Genomic DNA, 17,436 nt, shown 5'->3' with positions numbered 1-17,436 from the left:
CAAATATCGCGCTGCTGAGGCCCGACACCCGCGCCGCCGGCACGGCATAGCGGGCGCTGCCGCCGCTCCAGCGGCCGATGCGGACCAGTTCGCGCACGATATTGCGGTGGGGCAGGGTCCGGCCGCCGTTCTCGCCGGCCTTGATCGCCACCGCGACGCTGCGCGGGTCGTACCGGACCAGCCAGACATCCACGGGCTTTGCCGCGCTGCCGCCGAGGACGACCGTGTCGCCGGTCAGGCGCAGCGTCGGGCCGGCGTTGCCCCGGTCCGACCTGGCGATCAGCGCCGGCAGCGGCGCCAGCTTGTTCCCGAAGACTGTGGCGCGGCCGTTGACGACGACCTGCGGCGTCCAGACCTGGGCATTGCCGAAGGCCTCTCGGCGCGCTGCTGACGCACGCTGCGCGTTCGTTGCGCTGCGCTCCGGGGCGCTAGGCCCACCCCTCCAGCACCTGGTCCGGCGGCCGATGCCCATCGACCCAGACCCGGATATTGGCGATGACCTTCTCCCCCATCGCCTGGCGCCCTTCGAAGGTCGCGCTGCCCATGTGCGGGATCAGGACGACGCCCGGCAATTCCATCAGCCGCTGGTCGATCGCCGGCTCGTTTTCGAACACGTCAAGGCCGGCGCCGGCGATCTTGCCCGCCGCCAGCGCCTCGCACAGCGCATTTTCGTCGACGATCTCGCCGCGCGCCGCGTTGATGATATAGGCCTGCCGCTGCATCAGCGCGAATTGCCTGGCGCCGATCAGGTGATGCGTCTCGGGCGTGTGCGGGCAATTGATGGTGATGATGTCAACCCGCGCCAGCATGGCGTCGAGATTGTCCCACCAGGTCGCTTCCAGCTCAGCCTCCACCTCGGGCGGCAGGCGGTGGCGGTTATGGTAATGCACCGTTAGCCCGAAACCCCGCGCCCGCGTGGCAATGGCGCGGCCGATCCGGCCCATGCCGATGATGCCGAGCCGCTTGCCGGTGATGCGATGGCCGAGCATCCCCGTCGGTGACCAGCCGTGCCATTCGCCGGCGCGCACCAGCTTCTCGCCCTCCGCCAGCCGGCGCGGCACGCTCAGGATCAGTGCCATCACCATGTCGGCGGTATCGTCGGTCAGCACGCCCGGCGTGTTGGTGACGACAACCTTGGCGGCGCGCGCCGCGCCGAGATCGATATGGTCGACGCCGACGCCGAAATTCGCCAGCAGCTTCAGCTTGCCGGTTTCGCTCGCCGCCGAAAACACCGCGGCATCGACTTCGTCGGTGACGGTCGCCACCAGCACGTCGCTGCGGCGCGCCGCATCGGCGAGCTGTTCCTGCGTCATCGGTTCGTCGCCCAGATTGAGCTCGACATCAAAAAGCTCGGCCATCCGTGCCTCGACCGCCTGGGGCAGGCGCCGTGTCACGATGACCTTGGGCCGGGGACGCACGTTGGGAGCAGGCATGCCCAAAGGGTTGCCCCGTGCCGCCGGGTGCGTCAAGACATGGCGGTGCGCCACTGCCTCTCGACCGCCGTTTCTGGCCTGATCGCCGCCGCGGCGGTGGCGTTGCTCGGCGCCATGCCGGCTCGCGCCGCGGATGAGCGTGCCGACGGCACCACCACCCTGCCGATCCCGCGGTTCGTATCGCTGAAATCGAACAGCGCGATGATGCGCACGGGACCCGACGACCGCCGCTTTCCTATCGCCTGGGAATACAAGCGCCGCGGCCTGCCGCTCGAGATCATCCGCGAATACGGCATCTGGCGCCAGGTCCGCGATCCCGACGGCACCATCGGCTGGATGAACAAGTCGCTGTTGACCGGGGAACGCACCGGCTTTGTCACCGGCGGCATCCGCACACTCTACACCTCGCCCGACCTGCAGGCCCGTGTCGCCTGGCGTATCGAGCCGGGCACCGTCGTCACCATCACCCTGTGCGAAAACGTCTGGTGCCGCGTCTCCAACGCCGGCCGCTCGGGCTATATCCTGCGCAACCAGCTCTGGGGCACCTACCCCAACGAGGCGATCGGCCGTTAGGGGGTCGTCCGCCGGAACTTGATGATCCGGCCGTCGGGCGCCTTCAACATGGCGGCGCCGGTCCCGTCATAGGTGACCGTCCGCACTGCCTCCAGCGCGCCGAGAAACTTGCGCTCCATCTCCATCAGCGCCGGCGCGCACGCCATCATGGTGCTCGTGACAGGGCCCAGCGTCACCTTTGCACCGTCCTGCCGCCACGCGCCGCTGTAGCGGTTGCAGCCCGATCGGCCGCTGATGATGCCGGTGCCATGGTCACCGGGATCAAAGGTCAGGTCGACGCGGGCATCATCGATGACGCCGCCACCGTTGAGATCCTCCACCAGCCAGGGCCCGCCCTCGAGCGTGCCTGCGACCACCGGCTGCTGCCCCTTGGCGATCGCGACCGCCTTGCTGCAACCGCCCAGCAGCACGGGTGCCAGGACCGCCGTGCCGATCACCACGGCACACATGGCACCCACCCGCATCACGGGCGCGTGCACAAGAGGTCGGCCAGATAGTAAAGGCCGCGCTCGCTTTCGAGAATGAAGTTGGTGGCGCTGCGATAGCCGGCGCGGCGGCACAGGTCCTCCGCGGTCCGCTTGGCGCACCGCACCTCGGGCGCGCCGCTGGGGCAGGCCAGCGCACGTTCGCCGCCGAAGCGCGGCGCGGCGAAGAACCGCGCGTTAGTGCCGGCCAGCGAGGGCCCGCCGGGCGCAACCCCGGGCGGTGGCACGGCGGCACCGCTGCCCGCCTGCAGCCCGCGCACGGACCGGATGTTGAAGTTCAATCCCAGTGCGGCATCGACCGGATAGTCGGCGGCCAGTTCGATGCAGCGCCCCTTGAAGCGCGGTTCGGAGCACACCAGCCAGCGGCCGACGGCCTTGACACTGTGCGGGCCGAAGCCGGGCCGCACATCGCCTTCATCCATCGTGTAGGTGACGCTGTTGCCGCGATAGAAGGGCTTGGCGAACAGCGTAAGCGTCGCCGGTTGCGCAGACCGGGGCAGCGCCCGGGCAGCATCCGGCTGCGCCATGCTCGCGGCGAGCATCAGCATGGCAACGATGAAGGCGCTCCGGCCGGCAACGCTGGCGGTCGCGTCCGGCAAGGCCCGCGGGGCCGGCAGCGACATCAAGGCTTGCGGACTTTCAGCTCGTCGCGGATTTCGGCAAGCAGCACTTCGGACGGAGTCGGCCCGGCTGGCGCAACCTCCGCCGGCTTCACCAGCTTGTTGGCGGCCCGCACGATCTGGAAAATGATGAAGGCGATGATCAGGAAGTTCAGCACCGCCGTCAGGAATTTCCCATAGCCGAACATCGCCACGCCGGCCTTTTTCAGCGCGTCGTAATCGTTCGGCGACCCGGTATAGCCGGCGGGAATATCGCCCAAAACGACGAAGTGGCTCGAAAAATCGACGCCGCCGGTCACCGCGCCGATCAGCGGCATCAGCAGGTCGTCGGTCAGCGAGCTGACGATGCCGCCGAACGCAGCGCCGATGACGACCGCGACAGCCAGGTCGAGCACGTTGCCGCGAGCGATGAAGGTCTTGAACTCCTGGAACATGGATATCGCACCCCTATTGCAATCGCATGCGGCGCACTATGTATGCGGCCGTCCCGGTTCGGGTTGTGCCACGGTCGGCGCCGAACCGGAACGGGAATTTTGCGATGCCGCGCCGCGTGCCGGCCATGGAGGGGTAAGGTTATCATGGGACGTATCGCCAATCGCGCCACTCGCGCCACCCGCGCCGCGCTGCTTGCCGGCCTCGCACTCGGCCTGTCGGCCTGCGGCGTCAACACCGTCCCCACCAAGGAAGAGGCGGTGAAGGCGAAGTGGGGCGACGTCGAAAACCAGTACCAGCGCCGCGCCGACCTGATCCCCAATCTCGTCGCCACGGTGAAGGGCTTTGCTGCCCAGGAAAAAGATGTGCTGGAATCGGTTACCCGGGCCCGCGCTAGCGCCAGCCAGGTCACCCTCGACCCGTCGAAGCTGACCGATCCCGCGCAGGTTGCGGCGTTCGAGCAGGCGCAGGGCCAGGTCGGCAGCGCGCTCGGCCGCCTGCTCGTCACGGTGGAGAAATACCCCGAGCTGAAATCCAACGAGAATTTCCTGCAGCTGCAGTCGCAGCTCGAGGGCACCGAGAATCGCATCACCGTCGCCCGTCGCGACTATAACGCCGCGGTGCAGGACTATAACACCGAGATCCGCACCTTCCCGTCGATGATCGCCGCCAAGGTCATCTATGGGGCAAAGCCGATCGCGCCGTTCAAGGCGACGACCGTCAATGCGAACACGGCGCCGACCGTCGCATTCTGACGTCTTGCTGGCCGGCGCATGCCGCCGGCCCATCATCCGGGAAAAGAGGACGCTTGCCCATGGTTGCCGGGCATTTCGACGGGACCGCCGCCATGCCGCGTGACGGGGCGGCGGCGCGCGTCCTGCTCGTGCTGGCGCTCGTGCTGGGCCTCCTCGCCTGGCCGGCGCTTGCCGCGCCCAGTTTCCCAAAGCTGACCGGTCGGGTTACCGATGCCGCCAACATCCTGCCGGCCGCCACGGTCGCGGCGCTTGATGCGCGTCTCGCCGAACTGGAGACCACCACCACGACCCAGTTGGTTGTCGCCACCGTGCCCGATCTCCAGGGTTACGAAATCGACGAGTATGGCTATCAGCTCGGCCGGGCCTGGGGCATCGGGCAGAAGGGCACCAATAATGGCGCGCTGCTGATCGTCGCGCCTAACGATCGCAAGGTCCGCATCGAAGTCGGCTACGGCCTCGAAGGCACGCTGACCGATGCGCTGACCTCGCAGATCATCCGGCGCAACATCATCCCCTATTTCCGTGCCGGTGACATGGCGGGCGGCGTCAACGCCGGTGCCGATGCGCTGATCAAGCTGCTGGCGCTGCCACCCGAACAACAGGCGCAGGCGGCCGCCCAGGCCGCGGCAGCGCGGCCGGCGCGCGGCGAGGGCGGTGGCGGCTTTCCGCTGGGCACCATCGTCTGGATCGTCATCATCATCATCTGGCTGCTGGTATCGGTATCGCGCGGGCGCCGCGGTCGCTCGTCCGGCCCGGTCATCCTGTGGGGTCCGGGCCTCGGCGGCTGGGGCGGCGGTGGCGGCGGTGGCTGGGGCGGCGGCGGTGGTGGTTTCGGTGGCGGCGGCGGCAGCTTCGGCGGCGGCGGTTCGTCGGGAAGCTGGTAGATGCTGTTCACCGATCCTGATCGCGCCCGCATCGCCGAGGCCATTGCGACAGCGGAATCGCGCACCGCGGGTGAAATCGTCGTCATCGTAACGTCGGAACGGCAACGCTATCCCGCCACGGCGCTGTCGGTTGCCGCGCTGCTGGCGCTGGCGCTGCCCCTTGTCATGCTGCTGGCGGGCTGGTCGCCGGCCGGGCTGTTCGCCGATTGGGGCGATGCGGCAGCGGTCGACAACGTGCGCCACGCGCTCGAAACCGTCGTGTTGCTGCAGGCGCTGGTCTTCGTCGCCGTTCTGGCCGCCGTGTATTTCACCGGGCTCGGCCACACGCTGACCCCGCGGGGGCTACGCCGCGACCGCGTCCACCGCGCCGCGATGACGCAGTTCAAGGCGCGCGGGCTGGAGCAGACCAGCGGACGCACCGGCGTACTGATCTACATCGACGAACCCGAACATTTGGCCGAAGTCATCGCCGACACCGCGATCTATGCCAAGGTCGCGCCCGATCATTGGGTGGCGACCATCACCGCGCTGATCGACGGCATGAAGGCCGGGCGGCCGGCCGATGGCGTGGTCGCGGCAGTCGGGCTCGCCGCCGATGTGCTGGCGGCGCATTTCCCGTACCAGGCCAATGACGTCAACGAACTCGCCGATCACCTCATCGAGCTGTGACGCTCAGGCGTCGGGCGATCCGCGCCGGGCCGTGAAGACAAAGGCCGGCGGCCAGTTGCGCGGCTCGAAATCGACCGCGACATCGCCGAACGACCGCCGCAACTCGCGGAGCCAGCGTGTCGAATATTGATAGCCGACCATAGCCGCGCCGGGTGCCAGCACCCGGGCGGTCGCCGCCAGGATGCGCAGGCGGACACGCGGCGGCATGATCGAAAACGGCAGACTGGAGATTGCCGCATCGCAATGCTCTATCCCGGCGGCGGCCAGTGCCGACGCCACGGATTCGGCCGAGTCATGGACGACGGTAAGGCGCGGGTCGGGGATGGCGCGGCGCAGGAAGGTCACGAAATCTTCGTTGATCTCGAACGCGAACAGCCGCGCATCGGGGGCCATCTGGGCCAGGATCGCCCGGGTCACGACGCCGGTGCCGGGGCCATATTCGACGATCACTCGCGCCGTCGACCAGTCGAAACCGGCGAGCAGGCGCTGGGTCAACCGCCGCGAGCTCGGTATCATCGAGCCGATGCCGCGCGGATTGGCAAAGAAATGCCGCGCGAACAGCAGGCGCGGCCGGGCGCGGGTCACGGCTGCGATCACCAGCGGGTCGTGGCATGCCGGCGTTGGCTGTGCCCGATCATGCTGCGGCGCTGGACCGCGCGGCGGCACGCTTGTGCCATTCCGGAATCCAGGTGGCGCCAGCGGGCGGAGGCTGTCCCACCGAGGTGCCGAATTCGATAAAGGCGAGCAGCAACAGGTCGGCCAGGCTGTGGCGATCGCCGCATACCCAGGTACGGCCCTGCAACTGGCTGTCGAGCCACAGCAGCTTTTCCTGAGCGATGGCCTTCAGCTCGGCGGCTGCCTCGATGCTCAGCAAGGTCATGCGGCTGGCAAAAAGCCCGCGGCCCTCGACGGCGCGGAACGATGTCGTCATCGGCTCGACGATGGCAAGGTCAATGCGCCGCGTCCACATGCGGGTTTCGGCGCGATCCTCCGGCGTGGCGCCGATCACGGGACGGGCCGGCTGCACATCCTCGAGATATTCGACGATCGCCATGATCTCGGCAATGCAAGTGCCATCGTCGAGTTCCAGCGCCGGCAGTCCACCGGTCGGAACCTTGGCGAGATAGGCCGGCTGCCGGTTCTCGCCGCCCATCAGGTCGACGGTCACGGTATCGATCGTCATCTGCTTTTCGGCGATGGCCATCCGCACAACGCGCGGATTCGGCCCGATCGAATCATGCAGCTTCATGCCCTGTCTCCCAAGCGCCAGTACAGGCTCGCCGGGTTTCATGGGCAGACGGGGCGCTGCCGTCAACAGCAACGCCCCGCTGTCACGCGCTTTTAACGACGCACGTACCGCCGACGGCCATCGCGATCATAGCGATAGGGGCGGCCATCGGGTTCGTAATAGGTCCGATAGCCTTCGCGGTCCTCGTAACGATTGCGATCGTTGGTGACGGCGCCGATGATGGCACCCGCCGCCGCGCCCAGCGCCGCGCCGGCGACGACATTGCCGCCGGTAAGCGCCCCGACGGCCGCGCCGCCGGCCGCGCCGATGCCAGCACCCTTCAGCTCACGCGAGGCGCGCTGGTTGCCATACTGATCGGTGGTGCAGGCGGCGAGCGATGTCGCGGCGGTGAGCGCCAGCAGGCTGTTGCGAATGACGTTCATGGCTTGACCCTCTTTGTCGTTTAGCAAGGGTTTGAACCAGCAAGCCGGCGGAATGGTTCCGGGGCCGACGCTAACGAGCCAGTGCAGCGGCATTGCGCGCCTGGCTGGCGGCATCGATCGGCCAGCCTCGGATGACGACGGCGGCGCCCAGCGCCAGCAACGCCGGCGGGAACACGAACAGCGCCACCAGCCCGTCGATCGCGGCCGGGGTATTGGCCCCGCCGCGCTGCGGATCAAAGCCGATCAGGCCCAGTACGGCATAGCTGGCACCGACCGGAATCGCGTAGCCGAGCTTCTGCACCGCCACCAGCGCCGCATAGAACAGCGCGGTGCGATCCTGGCCGGTGCGCACCGTCTCGGCCTCCGACAGATCGGCCAGCATCGCCCGCATCAGGAACGCCGGCGCTACGGCGGGAAGCCCGGCCAGCGCCATGCCGAACGCCGCAATCGCGAACTGCTCGCGCGGGATCAGCATCGTGGCGGTCTGCAGCACCGCATAGATCAGCAGTGCCCAGGTGATCGCGCGGTGCTTGGAATAGCGGCGGGCGATGCGTACCCAGAACGGCGCTGCGACCAGCCCGGCGGCAAAATAGAACAGCAGCAGCGTGCTCGCCTGCGCCGGTGGATAGCCGCGCGCCGCTTCGAAGAAGAACAGCAGCAGCGCGCCCGACAGCCCGGGTGCAAGGCTCGACAACAGGTCGGCGAGCAGCAGCCGGCGCAGCAGCGGCAGCCGCATGACGCCGAAGATGTCGCCGATGCGGTGATGGCCGCCGGCGATGCGGTCGGGCTCCGGCACCCGCATGACGTTCCACAGCACCGCCAGCGGCAGCGCGATGATGATCGTCCAGCCCATCGCCTGCACGCCGACCGCCGCATCCTTGCTGCCGGCCAGGGCCTGCGCCGCCGGCGGCACCGCGAGAATGAGGAACAAACCGGCGAGATTGGTCATCTGCCAGGCACCGAAGATGCGCGACCGTTCGTGATAATTGTCGGACAGCACCGCCCCCCAGGCGGTGTGGGACACCAGCGCCGCCGAAAATCCGAGGTACATCAGCAGCAGCCCGGCAAGCGCCCGCGGCGGCCCCAGCCCCGGCGACGCCATGAACACCGCATAGACGCCGGCCATCATCATCGCCGCACCGGCGACGAGCCAGGGCCGGAAGCGGCCGAAACGGCTGTGCGTGCGGTCGACAAGATGGCCAATGACCGGATCCATCGGCACGTCGATGATGCGGACAAGGAAAAACAGCAGCCCGACGACGGCAATATCGAGGCCCAGGGTGCCGGCATAATAGGGCGGCAAGTAAACCACCACCGGCAGGCCGACCGCGGCGATGGGCAGGCACGGTGCGACAAAGGCCGCGAGCGTCCCGTTCTTTACTTTCACAAACCCTCCCAAGGTCGGCCATCCTTGTGGCGGCTCGATGTTTCAGGCGCAAGCCAAGCCTTTGCCGGAGTCAAAATCCCGCCTAGGCTAGAGCCAATCGTCCGTTAACCCTGGGGTCCGTCTTGAAAATCACTCTCGTCCTCGCGGCGCTCGCCACTGCCGCGCCGGCCACTGCCGAAACGCTGGCGATCCGCGCCGGCCGGGTCATCACCGACGCCGCCAAGCCGGCACGCGGCGCCTCGACGATCATCGTCACCGACGGCCGCATCACCGCGATCAACGACGCCGCCGCGCCGATCCCCGCCGGCGCCACCGTGATCGACCAGTCCAGCCGCACACTGCTGCCCGGACTCATCGACGCCCATGTCCATCTCGGCGGTGGCCCCGACAAGCCATTCTGGAACGAAGCCATCGAAACCGACGAGCACCAGGTTGCCAACGGCCTGTCGAACGCCCGCATCACCGCTCGCGCCGGCTTCACCACCGTTCGCGATCTCGGTTCGGCGAAGGCGGCGGGCTTTGCCGTCCGCGACGCCATCGCCGAAGGGCTGTTCCCCGGCCCGCGTATCGTCGAGGCCGGGACCGCCATCTCGATCATCGGCGGCCATGGCGATGTCTCGGGCTATCGGCCGGAGGTCAACGCCGCACTGGCGTCGAACAACACCTGCACCGGCGCCGACCAATGCGCCGCCCGGGTGCGCGAGGCCTCGCAGCGCGGCGCCGATGTCATCAAGATCACCGCCACCGGCGGCGTGCTCAGCCAGCAGGGTCGCGGCCTCGGCCAGCATTTCACCGATGCAGAAATGGCGTCGATCGTCAGCACGGCGCATGGCCTCGGCCTGAAGGTCGCGGCCCATGCCCATGGCGCCCGCGGTATCGAGGCCGCCGCCCGCGCCGGGGTCGATTCGATCGAGCATGGCACCTTTGCCGACGCCGCGGCGATCAAGGCGATGGTCGCCAACAACACCTGGTATGTGCCGACGCTGATGGCGCTGGTCGGCATCGAGGACCGGCTCGGCAAGAGCATCTACACACCAACCGTCGAGAAAAAGGTGCGCGAGACGCTCGCCATCCGCGGCCAGGCGCTCGCCGCCGCGGTCAAGGCCGGGGTGAGCATCGCCTATGGCACCGACAGCGCCGTCTATGAACACGGCCGCAACGGCGAGGAAGCCGGCCAGATGGTCAAATACGGCGGCATGACCCCGCGCGCCGTGCTGGTGTCCGCGACCAGCGGCGCCGCCGAACTGCTCGGACTGTCGAACGAAACCGGCACGCTGGCGGTCGGCAAGGCCGCCGACATCATCGCCGTCGACGGCGACCCGCTGGCCGATGCCGGCGTGCTGGCCAAGGTGAAATGGGTGATGGCGCGCGGCAAGGTCATCGACTGACCGGCCCGGACGGGCTTGCGCCCGCCTGTCGCTGTCCTGTAACAACAACACACGTCTGTTCGGAGTCCGTACCCATGCGCCTGCGTATCGCGTTGCTGCTCGCCGCCTGCCTTGCCTCGCCATCGCCCTTGGTCGCCCAGCCGGCGGCGACCGCCGCCGCGCCGGCCAGCAAGGCCGCAACCGACCTGCGCGCGCTGTTCAACGCCAGCGACGAGGCCAGCTTGGCCCGCAATCCGATTTTCGGCATCTTTCGCGGCGACCTGCGCCGCGCCGACCAGTTCGGCGACTTCATCTCCGACGCCTATATCGCCGCCGAGAAAAAGGCCGTGGAGGACGACCTGAAGGCACTCGCCGCGATCGACCGCAGCGCCCTCGATGCCAATGACAAGGTCAGCTACGACGTCTTCAAATGGCAGCGGAGCAACGATCTCAAGGGGTTCGATCCGGCGATCATTGCTGCCACCATCGGCCGGCCGATCGATCATTTCACCGGCTTCCACACGTTTTTCCCCGAGCTCCAGTCCGGCGAGGGCGCCGCGCCGTTCAAGACCGTCAAGGATTACGAGGACGGGTTGAAGCGCATCGACGGTTTCGTGACCTATCTCGATGCTGCCATCGGCCGCTTCCGCCAGGGTGCCGCCGCCGGCGTGGTCCAGCCGAAGCTTGTCGTCCAGAACGTCATCGATCAGCTCGACAATCTGTTGGCGCCCAAGCTCGACGACGCGGTGATGATGAAGCCGGTTGCCAAATTCCCGGAAGGCCTCGCCGCCGCCGACCAAGCGCGGCTGAAGGCGGCTTATTCCGCTGAAGTCGGCAACAAGGTCAATCCGGCGCTGACGCGCCTGCGCGACTATCTCAAGACCGAATACATGCCGGTGGCGCGCAGCACGGTCGGCCTGTCGGCGATGCCGGGCGGTGACAACCTGTACCGGTACCTGATCGCATCGACGACGACGACCGACATGACCGCCGACCAGATCCACAACATCGGCCTTGCCGAGGTCGAGCGCATCACCAAGGGCATGGAGGCAGTGAAGGCCCAGGTCGGCTTCAAGGGCAGCAACAAGGAATTTTTCGAATTCATCCGCACCGACCCGCAGTTCAAGCCCAAGTCGAAACAGGACCTGACCGACCGCTATTATGCCGTCGGCAAGCGCGTCGACGCGGTCGTCGGCAACCTGTTCTCGACGCTGCCAAAGGCGCCGCTCGAAATCCGCCCGGTGCCGGCGTTCAAGGAAAAGACCGACGCCGGGGGCAGCTATCAGCAGGGCACGCCCGACGGCTCACGGCCCGGCGTCTTCTATTTCAACACCTATGACCTGCCGTCGCGGACGACCCCGGGCATCGAAACGCTCTACCTCCACGAAGCCGTGCCGGGCCATCATTTCCAGATCAGCCTCGCCCAGGAGAATACAAGCCTGCCGCCGTTCCAGCGCTTTGGCGGCAACACCGCCTTTGTCGAAGGCTGGGCGCTGTATGCCGAGAGTCTCGGGCCCGAGCTCGGCATGTTCAAGGATCCTTATTCGCTCCAAGGCCGCTATGACGACGAGATGCTGCGCGCCATGCGCCTCGTTGTCGATACCGGCCTGCATTCCAAGAACTGGACCCGCGACCAGGCGATCGCCTACATGCTCGACCACAGCGCGATGGGCAAATCCGACGCCACGGCCGAGGTCGAACGCTACATCGCCATGCCGAGCCAGGCACTGGCCTACAAGATCGGCCAGCTGACCATCAGCCGCCTGCGCGCCAAGGCTGAAAAGGCATTGGGCCCGAATTTCGACATCAAGGGCTTTCACGCCCAGGTGCTGATGACGGGGGCGCTGCCGATGGCAGTACTGGAGAAGAAGGTGGATGATTGGGTCGCAGCGCGGCAACGCGCAGCGTAGCTGCGCGCGACTGGCGCAAGACCGGCCGGCGGGGCGGTCGGCCTCCGCCGGCCGGACCCGTCCGACGTCAGCGCGGGCTTTGCCCGCGCCCTGCCTGCGCTCCGCCCTAACCCAAATTCCCGAATGCCTGCAGCCGCCTTGCCAGCACCTGCGCCGCCTTGGCATCGCCCGCCTTCAGCGCCGCGGCCAGCTGCACGCCCTGGCCGCGCACCAGCGCCTCATAACCGTCCCGCGCCAACAACTGCCCGATGCCCTGCAGCGCCGCCGCCGCCCGCTTCGCATTGCCCTTGTCGAGGTCCATGAGCGTCATGGCGTAGAAAACGCGGTGCACCGGCTGCGTCGGCTCGAGGCGGAATGCCTGGGCGAAGCCCTTGTCGAACTCCGCTTCCTTGGCGCCGAGCATCGTGCCGGCCATGAAGCCGCCCAATGTCGCGATCGCGCCGCCGTGCCAGCCGGCGACCGCAGCCCAGGCCAACGCCATGTCGGGATGCGCGGCCTTGACCGCTTCGAAGCGCTTGCGGGCCTCCTTTCCGAGCCCCGGGGAACGCGTCAACTTGGCGCGGTAACCGATGGCGACGGCTTTTTGCAGCTGCGCCTCGGGGTTGGCAGGCGCCTTGGCCAGCGCCGCGTCGAAGTCGCGTTCGGCCGCGGCGACCAGATCAAGCGCGCGCGCCTTGTCCCGCGTGTCATAGGCCGCGATCGCCAGCTGCGCCCGGCCGGCGAGCAGCAGGCTGGCGACGGTATTTTCGGCGCGCCCCTGGGCGGCGGCGGAAGGCCAGCGTGCCTCGCGGAACGACGCGGCGGCATCGGCCAATGCGGGCGTGGCGAGCGTCAGCAGCAATGCAGCAGCAAGCGATTTCATGCGGCGTCCTTCGCAAGCGCGCCGGCGATCAGCGCGCGGGTTTCATCGAGCCCGTAGAGCGCGATGAACGACCCCATACGCGGCCCCTGTGAACTCCCGATGAGCGTTTCGTAAAGCGCCTTGAACCACTCGCGCAGGTTTTCGAAGCCGGCGGCCTTGCCGGCCTCATAGACTTCATACTGATAGGCCTCGGCCTCGGCACCCGGCCCGACAGCCGCCAGCCGCGCATCGAGATCGGCCAGCGCCGCCGCCTCCTGCGCGGTCGGCGCGCGGCGCCGGAGCGTCGGCACGACGAAATCGCGGGCATAGCGCGCGGCATGGTGCACGAGCCGATCGAGCGCCGGATGCGTCGCCGGCCCGGTGCCCGGCGCCTGGCGTGCGACATAGGCCCAGAGCCGGGCCGGATCATCGGTGGCTGCGACTGACGCAAGGTTGAGCAGCAGTGAAAAGCTGATCGGCAGGTCGGCGGCCGGCGGCGTGCCTTCGTGGATATGGTGGACCGGGTTGCCGAGTTGCTGCTCGATCGGCTGGCCGGGATATTTGCCGAGGAAATCGCCATATTCGTCGATGGCACGCGGAATGACGTCGAAGTGCAGCCGCTTGGCCTTGCGCGGGCTCTGGAACATGTAGAGCGCCAGCGACTCGGGCGGGCCGTAGTCGAGCCATTCCTCGATCGTCAGGCCGTTGCCCTTCGACTTGGAAATCTTCTGCCCCTCGGCATCGAGAAACAGCTCGTAGTTGAATCCCGCCGGAGGCTCTGCGCCGAGCACCCGGGCAATCCGCCCCGACAGCAGCACCGAGTCGATGAGGTCCTTGCCGGCCATCTCATAATCGACGCCAAGCGCCACCCAGCGCATCGCCCAGTCGACCTTCCACTGCAGCTTGCACGCGCCGCCGGTGACCGGGACAGTTACCGTCTCATTTGTCTCGGGGCGGATATAGCTGACCGTGCCCGCCGCAGCATCATGCGCTACGATCGGCACCTGCAGCACGATGCCACTGACCGGGTCGATCGGCAGGAACGGCGAATAGGTCGCCCGGCGCTCGGGGCCGAGGGTGGGCAGGATGACGTTGATGACCGCATCATAATTGGCGAGGATCTTTAGCAGCGTCGCGTCGAACATGCCGGACCGATAGCATTCGGTCGACGAGAGGAATTCATATTCGAAGCCGAAGCCGTCGAGAAACGCCTGCAGCCGGGCGTTGTTATGCGCGCCGAAACTTGGGTGGGTGCCGAATGGATCGGGCACCTGGGTCAGCGGCTTGCCGAGATTGGCGCGAAGCAGCTCGGGGTTGGGGATGCCGTCCGGCACCTTGCGCAGCCCGTCCATGTCGTCCGAAAAGGCGATCAGCCGCGTCTTGACCCCCGGCGCCATCGCCTCGAAGGCGCGCCGCACCATGGTCGTGCGGGCCACCTCACCGAAGGTACCGATGTGCGGCAGCCCCGAGGGGCCGTAACCGGTCTCGAAGATGACGCCGCCCTCGGGAAAGTCGTCCGGATAGCGCGCCAGCAGCTTGCGCGCTTCTTCATAAGGCCAAGCCTTGTTTTCCAGCGCTGCGGCACGAAGTTCGGTGGCGTTGCTCATCTGTTCCGTCTAGTCCTTGTCCTCATGTTCTGTGGCGGCTCAACCTTGCAGGCGCAACCCTCGGGCGTGGCATGAGCTATCCCGCGCTCACCGCCACCCACGCCGGGGTGTGGATCGCCGATGCCGACGGTCGCACCACCGGCGTCGGCCGAGGGGAGGCGATCCGCCGCGCCGGCGACACACCGCACCTGCTGCTCAATGCCCCCGTCGTCGCCAGCCGTCTCGGCTATCCCGAACTGTCGGGCCTCGACCTGCTCGAACTGTTCGCCTTCATCCACCCGGCGCGGTTCGCGGTGCCGACGCCGCGCGGGCTGGCGGCGGCGCTTGGGCTGGATCCGCCGCAGGGCGACAGCGATGCCGGCTTCCTCGCCCGCGCCGCGGCGGCGCTGCTCGACACCGCCGATGATCCGGCCTGGCCCGAACGCCATGGCGCCTGGAGCATCCTGCAATCGCTCGGCCGCCAGCGCTGGGCCTGGGCGCCGGTGCTCGCCCGCCGCATCCGCAAGCCCGACGCCCCCGAACGATCGGTGTTCACCACCCTGCCGAAGTGGGAGGAGGAAGCCCCCCGCCCGGCGCCGCACACCATCGCGCTGACCGACAACGTCATCGACGCCCGGCTCGACGCCATGCTCGGCCCGGGTGCCGAGCGCCGCGAGGGCCAGCGCGCCTATGCCCATGCCGCCGGCGCCGCCTTCCAGCCGCGCCAGAGCGTCAACGCGCCGAACATGGTGCTGGCGGAGGCTGGCACCGGCATCGGCAAGACTCTCGGCTATCTCGCCCCCGCCAGCGGCTGGGCGCGGGCGGCGGAGGGCACCGTCTGGCTGTCGACCTATACCAAGGCGCTGCAGCGGCAATTGGACCAGGAGGCGGCGCGCGCCTACCCCGACCCGGCCGAAAAACGTACCCGCGTCGTCGTCCGCAAGGGCCGCGAGAATTACCTCTGCCTGCTCAACCTCGAGGACGCCGTTCAGGGCGGCTTCGCCAATCGCGCCCAGGTCTTTGCCCAGTTGGCGGCGCGCTGGGCCGAATACAGCCGCGATGGCGACATGGTCGGCGGCGACCTGCCTGGCTGGTTGCCGGCGCTGTTCGGGCGAACGAGCTTTTCCGGGCTTACCGACCGACGCGGTGAATGCATTTATGCCGGCTGCCCGCACTACCGCATCTGCTTCATCGAGCGGGCGACACGCGCCAGCGCCCAGGCCGACCTCGTCATCGCCAACCATGCGCTGGTGATGATCAATGCGGCGCGGGGCCGGGCCGAAGGCGTCGCGCTGACCCGGCTGGTGTTCGACGAGGGGCATCACCTGTTCGACGCCGCCGATGCGACCTTCGCGGTCGAACTGTCGGGCCGCGAGGCCGTCGAGTTGCGCAACTGGCTGCTTGGCCCGGCCACCGCCAACCGCGGTCGCCGGCGCGGGCTGGCGGCACGTCTTTCCGACATCGCCAGCTATGACGAACCGGCGGCAGCGGCGATCGAACGCATCGGCGCCGCGGCGCGCGTGCTGCCCGGCGACGGCTGGCTGCAGCGCGTCGGCGGCGGCACGCCGGAGGGCCCGCTGGAGACATTGCTCGCCGCCGTGCGCGGGCAGGTGCTGGCGCGATCGGAGGGCAAGTCCGGCACCGACGCCGGCTACAGCCTCGACACCGAAGTCGCCGAGGTGCTGCCCGCCGTTGTCGAGGCGGCGGGGGAAGCAGCCTCGGCTCTCGCCCGCATCAGCGCGCCGATGGCAGCGCTCAAGACGCGGCTCGAAGGCTTGCTCGAGGATGCGCCCGACTGGCTCGACGGCAGCGCCCGGGCGCGCGTCGATGGCGCCATTGCCGGGCTGCGGCTGCGCGCCGAGACGATTGCCGCCTGGACCGGGCTGCTGGCGCGCCTGGGTGGCGCCGCCGACCCGCAGTTCGTCGACTGGTTCGCGCTGGAACGAATCGACGGGCGCGAGTTCGACGTCGGTATCCACCGCCACTGGCTCGACCCGATGCAGCCCTTTGCCCGCGTCGTCCTCGAACCCGCCCACGGCGTGCTCGTCACCTCGGCCACCCTGCGTGCCCGCAGCGACGGCGACGATTGGGCCGATGCCGATGCCCGCACCGGCGCCAGCCAGTTGACCCTCCCGGCCCGCCATTTCGCCGCCACCAGCCCGTTCGACTATGCCGGCAACGCCCGGGTCCTCGTCGTCACCGACATCAAGCGCGGCGACAATGCGGCGCTCGCCCATGCCTATCGCTGCCTGATCGAGGCCGCCGGCGGCGGCACGCTCGGCCTGTTCACCGCCATCGCCCGGTTGAAGGCGGTGCACGCCCGCATCGCCGATCCGCTCGCCCGCGCCGGGCTGCCGCTTTATGCCCAGCATGTCGATCCGATCGAAACCGGCACGCTGGTCGATATCTTCCGTGCCGAGCCCCGCGCCTCGCTGCTGGGCACCGACGCGCTGCGCGATGGCGTCGATGTGCCCGGTGCCTCGCTGCGGCTGGTGGTGATGGAGGGCGTGCCCTGGCCGCGGCCGACGGTGCTCCACGCCGCCCGGCGCGCGGCCGGCGGCGGCACCGCCTATGACGATCGCGTCACCATGGGCCGGCTGGCGCAGGCGTTCGGCCGGCTGATCCGCCGCGCCGACGATCGCGGCACCTTCGTCCTCATCGGCCCGGCCGTGCCGTCGCGGCTGCTGGCCGCCTTTCCGCCCGGCACGCCGATCGACCGCGTCGGCCTCGACGCGGCCGTCAGCCTGGTGGCAGCGGCACATCATGGCTTGCCTCTGCCCGCCGACCCGCGCCAAGGTGTGGCGGGGACCAGCCGCTAGGGAT

Annotated in this window: 17 protein-coding genes and 1 pseudogene; 7 read left to right on the top strand and 11 right to left on the bottom strand. The window is 68.5% G+C overall.

Annotation, left to right across the window (positions count from 1 at the left end):
• Positions 1–7: 7 nt before the first annotated feature.
• Positions 8–472: pseudogene (locus tag ACP7AI_RS10900) on the bottom strand (DUF1223 domain-containing protein); the annotation flags it as partial.
• On the bottom strand, positions 429–1,433 hold the full coding sequence (locus tag ACP7AI_RS10895) for a 2-hydroxyacid dehydrogenase (protein WP_426167222.1): 1,005 nt from the start codon (positions 1,431–1,433) through the stop codon (positions 429–431). The gene ACP7AI_RS10895 and the pseudogene ACP7AI_RS10900, both read right to left, overlap by 44 nt.
• 39 nt (positions 1,434–1,472) lie before the next feature.
• Here ACP7AI_RS10895 and ACP7AI_RS10890 point away from each other — a divergent pair, with 39 nt between their 5' ends.
• Complete coding sequence (locus tag ACP7AI_RS10890; protein WP_426167220.1) at positions 1,473–2,006, top strand: SH3 domain-containing protein; 534 nt, start codon at positions 1,473–1,475, stop codon at positions 2,004–2,006.
• Here ACP7AI_RS10890 and ACP7AI_RS10885 read toward each other — a convergent pair.
• From ACP7AI_RS10885 to mscL, 3 genes are read right to left on the bottom strand one after another with little or no spacing between them, the layout of a single operon-like run.
• Complete coding sequence (locus ACP7AI_RS10885) at positions 2,003–2,443, bottom strand: META domain-containing protein (protein WP_426167218.1); 441 nt, start codon at positions 2,441–2,443, stop codon at positions 2,003–2,005. The genes ACP7AI_RS10890 and ACP7AI_RS10885 overlap by 4 nt on opposite strands.
• A 26-nt stretch (positions 2,444–2,469) precedes the next feature.
• Entirely contained in the window at positions 2,470–3,114 is a 645-nt protein-coding gene (locus ACP7AI_RS10880; RefSeq protein ID WP_426167216.1) for a hypothetical protein, read from the bottom strand.
• Positions 3,114–3,545 (bottom strand): large conductance mechanosensitive channel protein MscL, encoded by a 432-nt coding sequence (gene mscL, locus ACP7AI_RS10875; protein ID WP_426167214.1) that lies wholly within the window; start codon positions 3,543–3,545, stop codon positions 3,114–3,116. The genes ACP7AI_RS10880 and mscL overlap by 1 nt, the downstream gene beginning before the upstream one ends.
• Positions 3,546–3,689: 144 nt before the next feature.
• Between mscL and ACP7AI_RS10870 the strand changes: the two genes are divergently transcribed.
• The 3 genes from ACP7AI_RS10870 to ACP7AI_RS10860 are packed head-to-tail and all read left to right on the top strand — an operon-like array spanning position 3,690 to position 5,851.
• Positions 3,690–4,298, top strand: coding sequence for a LemA family protein (locus tag ACP7AI_RS10870; protein ID WP_426167212.1), 609 nt, complete (start codon positions 3,690–3,692; stop codon positions 4,296–4,298).
• A gap of 59 nt (positions 4,299–4,357) precedes the next feature.
• Positions 4,358–5,182 (top strand): TPM domain-containing protein, encoded by an 825-nt coding sequence (locus ACP7AI_RS10865; protein ID WP_426168311.1) that lies wholly within the window; start codon positions 4,358–4,360, stop codon positions 5,180–5,182.
• A complete protein-coding gene (locus ACP7AI_RS10860) occupies positions 5,183–5,851 on the top strand; it encodes a TPM domain-containing protein (protein WP_426167210.1) in 669 nt (222 codons plus the stop codon).
• A 3-nt stretch (positions 5,852–5,854) separates the two neighbouring features.
• Here ACP7AI_RS10860 and ACP7AI_RS10855 read toward each other — a convergent pair whose 3' ends face one another.
• The 4 genes from ACP7AI_RS10855 to ACP7AI_RS10840 form a co-directional block, all read right to left on the bottom strand.
• The gene (locus tag ACP7AI_RS10855; RefSeq protein ID WP_426167208.1) at positions 5,855–6,448 is read right to left on the bottom strand and encodes a class I SAM-dependent methyltransferase; all 594 of its coding nucleotides are present in this window, start codon (positions 6,446–6,448) and stop codon (positions 5,855–5,857) included.
• A 37-nt stretch (positions 6,449–6,485) separates the two neighbouring features.
• Positions 6,486–7,100, bottom strand: coding sequence for a glutathione S-transferase family protein (locus ACP7AI_RS10850; protein ID WP_426167206.1), 615 nt, complete (start codon positions 7,098–7,100; stop codon positions 6,486–6,488).
• Between the two features lie 92 nt (positions 7,101–7,192).
• Positions 7,193–7,522: a YMGG-like glycine zipper-containing protein gene (locus tag ACP7AI_RS10845; protein ID WP_426167204.1), complete on the bottom strand. Its 330-nt coding sequence runs from the start codon at positions 7,520–7,522 to the stop codon at positions 7,193–7,195.
• A gap of 70 nt (positions 7,523–7,592) precedes the next feature.
• Complete coding sequence (locus ACP7AI_RS10840) at positions 7,593–8,909, bottom strand: MFS transporter (RefSeq protein ID WP_426167202.1); 1,317 nt, start codon at positions 8,907–8,909, stop codon at positions 7,593–7,595.
• A gap of 122 nt (positions 8,910–9,031) precedes the next feature.
• Here ACP7AI_RS10840 and ACP7AI_RS10835 point away from each other — a divergent pair, with 122 nt between their 5' ends.
• Entirely contained in the window at positions 9,032–10,297 is a 1,266-nt protein-coding gene (locus ACP7AI_RS10835) for an amidohydrolase family protein (RefSeq protein ID WP_426167200.1), read from the top strand.
• A gap of 74 nt (positions 10,298–10,371) precedes the next feature.
• Positions 10,372–12,186: a DUF885 domain-containing protein gene (locus ACP7AI_RS10830; protein WP_426167198.1), complete on the top strand. Its 1,815-nt coding sequence runs from the start codon at positions 10,372–10,374 to the stop codon at positions 12,184–12,186.
• A 106-nt stretch (positions 12,187–12,292) separates the two neighbouring features.
• On the opposite strand, the gene ACP7AI_RS10825 is transcribed toward ACP7AI_RS10830, so the two are convergent.
• Together ACP7AI_RS10825 and ACP7AI_RS10820 are read right to left on the bottom strand one after the other, a co-directional pair.
• On the bottom strand, positions 12,293–13,048 hold the full coding sequence (locus ACP7AI_RS10825; RefSeq protein ID WP_426167196.1) for a hypothetical protein: 756 nt from the start codon (positions 13,046–13,048) through the stop codon (positions 12,293–12,295).
• Positions 13,045–14,634: a lysine--tRNA ligase gene (locus ACP7AI_RS10820; RefSeq protein WP_426167194.1), complete on the bottom strand. Its 1,590-nt coding sequence runs from the start codon at positions 14,632–14,634 to the stop codon at positions 13,045–13,047. Before ACP7AI_RS10820 ends, ACP7AI_RS10825 begins: the two co-directional genes overlap by 4 nt.
• Before the next feature lie 71 nt (positions 14,635–14,705).
• Here ACP7AI_RS10820 and ACP7AI_RS10815 point away from each other — a divergent pair, with 71 nt between their 5' ends.
• Positions 14,706–17,432, top strand: coding sequence for an ATP-dependent DNA helicase (locus tag ACP7AI_RS10815; RefSeq protein ID WP_426167192.1), 2,727 nt, complete (start codon positions 14,706–14,708; stop codon positions 17,430–17,432).
• Positions 17,433–17,436 lie beyond the last annotated feature (4 nt).

The organism is Sandarakinorhabdus sp. DWP1-3-1 (genome assembly GCF_049896705.1).
Classification (GTDB): Bacteria; Pseudomonadota; Alphaproteobacteria; order Sphingomonadales; family Sphingomonadaceae; genus Sandarakinorhabdus.
The sequence above is the reverse complement of the archived record's forward strand: the minus strand, read 5'-3'. Positions and strand labels throughout refer to the sequence as shown.

Excerpts from the sequence above, each read along its gene's own strand:
- ACP7AI_RS10865 (WP_426168311.1), top strand. The coding sequence starts at position 4,358 with ATGGTTGCCGGGCATTTCGACGGGACCGCCGCCATGCCGCGTGACGGG.
- ACP7AI_RS10815 (WP_426167192.1), top strand. The coding sequence starts at position 14,706 with ATGAGCTATCCCGCGCTCACCGCCACCCACGCCGGGGTGTGGATCGCC.
- ACP7AI_RS10845 (WP_426167204.1), bottom strand. The coding sequence starts at position 7,522 with ATGAACGTCATTCGCAACAGCCTGCTGGCGCTCACCGCCGCGACATCG.
- ACP7AI_RS10880 (WP_426167216.1), bottom strand. The coding sequence starts at position 3,114 with ATGTCGCTGCCGGCCCCGCGGGCCTTGCCGGACGCGACCGCCAGCGTT.
- ACP7AI_RS10850 (WP_426167206.1), bottom strand. The coding sequence starts at position 7,100 with ATGAAGCTGCATGATTCGATCGGGCCGAATCCGCGCGTTGTGCGGATG.
- ACP7AI_RS10830 (WP_426167198.1), top strand. The coding sequence starts at position 10,372 with ATGCGCCTGCGTATCGCGTTGCTGCTCGCCGCCTGCCTTGCCTCGCCA.
- ACP7AI_RS10870 (WP_426167212.1), top strand. The coding sequence starts at position 3,690 with ATGGGACGTATCGCCAATCGCGCCACTCGCGCCACCCGCGCCGCGCTG.
- ACP7AI_RS10825 (WP_426167196.1), bottom strand. The coding sequence starts at position 13,048 with ATGAAATCGCTTGCTGCTGCATTGCTGCTGACGCTCGCCACGCCCGCA.
- ACP7AI_RS10895 (WP_426167222.1), bottom strand. The coding sequence starts at position 1,433 with ATGCCTGCTCCCAACGTGCGTCCCCGGCCCAAGGTCATCGTGACACGG.
- ACP7AI_RS10890 (WP_426167220.1), top strand. The coding sequence starts at position 1,473 with ATGGCGGTGCGCCACTGCCTCTCGACCGCCGTTTCTGGCCTGATCGCC.
- mscL (WP_426167214.1), bottom strand. The coding sequence starts at position 3,545 with ATGTTCCAGGAGTTCAAGACCTTCATCGCTCGCGGCAACGTGCTCGAC.
- ACP7AI_RS10820 (WP_426167194.1), bottom strand. The coding sequence starts at position 14,634 with ATGAGCAACGCCACCGAACTTCGTGCCGCAGCGCTGGAAAACAAGGCT.
- ACP7AI_RS10860 (WP_426167210.1), top strand. The coding sequence starts at position 5,183 with ATGCTGTTCACCGATCCTGATCGCGCCCGCATCGCCGAGGCCATTGCG.